This window comes from Streptomyces hygroscopicus subsp. hygroscopicus, from assembly GCF_001553455.1.
Lineage (GTDB): Bacteria > Actinomycetota > Actinomycetes > Streptomycetales > Streptomycetaceae > Streptomyces > Streptomyces hygroscopicus.
On the sequence record NZ_BBOX01000552.1, the window covers coordinates 1 to 3,633 of the forward strand.

The following is a 3,633-nucleotide window of genomic DNA, read 5'->3' on the forward strand; positions in this document are numbered from 1 at the left end:
CCGTGGCCGTGCCGGTCAGCTCCAGCCGCCACGCGGGCTGTCCCACCAGTGCGACCACACCCCCGCTGCTCACACCACCGGCACGCGTCAGCCGGGGCACCCGCACACGCCCCGCCCGCAGCGCGACCTGCGGCTCGTCCATGCGCACCGCCCACTCCACGGCGCTGCGCACACCCTGTCCCAGCGGCTCGGAGTCCGGGTCGACATCGACCAGAAGGAAGCGCCCCGGGTGCTCCGCCTGCGCGCTGCGCACCAGCCCGCACACGGCGGCCCCGGCCATGTCCACGCCGCCGGTTTCGGCGCCTTCCGCCGCGGACGCGCCGACCGCGGCCGCTCCCCGGGTGACCACCACCAGCCGGGCGTCGGCCAGCCGCGGTTCGGCCAGCCAGCCCCGCACCAGGTCCAGTACGTGCTGCGAGGCCGCCAGACCGGCGGCGGCCAGGTCCGTCCCCGCGTCGCCGCCGGAGGGGCCGCGAAGGGCGGACGGAGACACGACGGCCACCGAGGGGGCGGGGGCGCCGCCGTCGAGCGCGCGGACCAACGCCTCCAGACGCGGGTGGCGTACCGCGCCCGGTGCGATCGGCTCGCACTCCCGCGGGCCCAGCACCACCCAGCCGACGGCGTCCGCCGGACCCGATTCCCGTTCTGCCGGACCCCGTTCCTGTTCCGCCGGACCCCCTTCCCGTCGTCCCGCCGTGCCGGTGTCCGGCGCGGGGACGGGCAGCGGCGTCCAGTCCAGCGTGAACAGCCCGTCCACCTCGGGTCCGCCGGAGGGCCGCAGCTGGTCGGCGGCGGCCGGTCGCATCACCAGCGAGTCGACGGTCAGCACCGGGCCGCCGACGGCATCGGCCACCGCGACCCGCAGACCGCGCTCGTCCTCGGTGCCGTCCGCATCCGGCCGCCGGGGGGAGAGCCTGACCCGTACGGTGGTGGCACCGCCCGCCCACAGCGACACCCCGTTCCAGGCGAACGGCAGCCACACCCGGCCGTCGTCGTGCTCCTGCTCGGGCCGGTCGAGGAGGAACGCCGGATGGAGCGCGGCGTCCAGCAGTGCCGGATGGATCCCGAAGCCTTCCGGGGCTCCGGCGGCTTCGGGCAGCGCCACTTCGGCGAGCACATCCGCGCCGTCCCGCCACACCGCCCGCAGGCCGCGGAACGACGGCCCGTAGGCGTATCCGGACGCCGCGGCGCGCTCGTAGAACCCGTCCAGCGGTACGGGCCGCGCGCCCACCGGAGGCCATGCCCCGACCGGTGCGTCCGCCGGGCCCCGCGCGGGGCTGCGTGGGGGCCGCGGTCCCAGGACACCCTCGGCGTGGCAGACCCAGGCCGGGTCCGCGCCGGGCTCGACATCGCGGTCCGGCCGGGAGTACACCCGCACCTCCCGCCGCCCGTCCTCGGTGGCCACGCCGACCACCACCTGGACCCGCAGCCCACCGGACCCGGGCAGCACGAGCGGGACCTGGAGCGCCAGCTCCTCCACCCCGCCGCAGCCCGCCTCATCGGCCGCCCGCAACGCCCACTCCACCAGCACCGCGCCCGGCGCCAGCGCGGCGCCCGCCATCACATGTTCGGCCAGCCAGCCCCCGGCGCCACCGGCCGTGATCCGGCCGGTCAGCAGCAGTCCGCCGTCGGCGAGCCCGACGGACACCGGAAGGTGCGCGTGCTCGACCCGCTGGAGCCCGGCGGCCCCCACATCCCCGACGCCACCGCCCGCGGCCAGCCAGTAGCGCTCACGCTGGAAGGCGTATGTCGGCAGATCGACCGTTCGCGGCGCCGGATCGGCCGGGAACCAGCGGGCCCAGTCGACATCGGTGCCATGGGTGTGCAGATGGGCGAGGACGTGGCCGAGCGCCTGGACATCGGGCCGTTTACGGCTCAGGGTGGCCGTCACCAGCGGACTCGGCCGCTCGGTCCCGCCCCCGTCGGCATCGGCCGTCACATCATCGGCGGCGGTGAGGTGCTGAAGGGTGTGCTGGGTGGCGGTGGCGAGGACGGGGTCGGGGCCGAGTTCGAGGAAGACCCCGGTTCCGGGCGCGATACGGGTGACGGCCGGGTGGAAACGGACGGGTCGGCGGATGTGCCGCACCCAGTAGCCCGGCGTGGTCATCTCCTCGTCGGCCGGCTCACCGGTGACGTTGCTCAGCACCGGGAGGGTGGGCCGGTGGAAAGCCAGATCGGCGATGGCCCGCGCGAACGGCTCCAGGATGGGATCCATCAGGGATGAGTGGAAGGCGTGGCTGACGGTCAGCGTCCTGGTCTTGCGGCCCTTCGCCGCCCAGATGGCGCTGATCTCGGCCACCGGTTCGACCGGCCCGGAGACGACGGTGTTGCCAGGGGTGTTCAGGGCGGCGACGTCCACTCGGCCGTCGTAGGTGGCCAGGTCCTCGGCGAGTTCCTCGGCGGTGGCGGCGATGGTGGCCATGCCGCCGCCCTCGGGAAGCCCTCCCATCAGGGTGGCGCGGGCGGCGACGAGACGGCAGGCGTCGGCGAGGTCGAAGACCCCGGCGACATGGGCGGCCGCGACCTCCCCGATGGAGTGCCCGATCACCGCATCGGGACGTAATCCGACCGAGTCCAGCAGCCGCGCCAGGGCGATGTGCAGGGCGAACAGGCCCGCCTGGGCGTAGGTGGTGTGGTCCAGCAGCCCTGGCCGCTCGGCCACCCCGCGGAAGACCACGTCACGGAGGGGGTGGTCCAGATGGGGGTCGAGCAGTCCGCAGACCTCGTCGAACGCCGCGGCGAACACCGGGAACCGGTCGTACAGCCCTGCCCCCATCCCCTGGCGCTGGCTGCCCTGGCCGCTGAAGAGCCACACCGTCCTGCCCGTCGCCGTTCCACCGCCGGGGAGCACCACGCCCGGATGGGGTTCGCCTGCCGCCAGGGCCTCCACGGCGGCCAGCAGCGCGGCGCGGTCACCGCCCAGTGCCACGGCCCGGTGGTCGAACACCGACCGGGTGGTGGCGAGCGACCAGCCCACCTCGTCCACCGACGCCTCCGGGTGCCCGGCCACGTGCTCCGCCAGTGCGGCAGCCTGGCCGCGCAGCGCCTCCGCGCTCCGCCCCGACAGCACCCACGGGGCCGTGCCCCCGTCGGAGGGCACCGGCGCGGTCCGCTCGTCCCGTTCAAGCGGCGCGGGGGCCTGTTCGAGGATCACATGGGCGTTGGTGCCGGAGGCGCCGAACGAGGACACACCGGCCCGCCGCGGACGCCCGCCGTCCGGCCAGTCCACCGTCTCGGTCAGCAGCCGCACCGCACCACTTGCCCAGTCCACATGCGGAGTGGGCTCATCGATATGCAAGGAAGCGGGCAGCGTCGCATGCCGCATCGCCTGCACCATCTTGATCACACCCGCCACACCCGCCGCCGCCTGTGTATGTCCGATGTTGGACTTGACCGAACCCAGCAACAAAGGCCGCTCAGCAGGGCGTTCCTGGCCGTAAGTGGCCAGCAGCGCCTGCGCCTCGATCGGATCCCCCAGCCTCGTCCCCGTGCCATGCGCCTCCACCACGTCCACCTCGGACGCCGACAGACCCGCATTCGCCAACGCCTGACGGATCACCCGCTGCTGCGACGGACCATTCGGCGCCGTCAACCCATTCGACGCACCATCCTGATTGACCGCCGACCCCCGGA

1 protein-coding gene is annotated in these 3,633 nt (G+C 74.7%); it reads right to left on the reverse strand.

Annotation, left to right across the window (positions count from 1 at the left end):
- Positions 1-3,633: type I polyketide synthase (locus AXW62_RS38520; RefSeq protein WP_159061073.1), on the reverse strand; the 3,633-nt coding region annotated here is incomplete at both ends.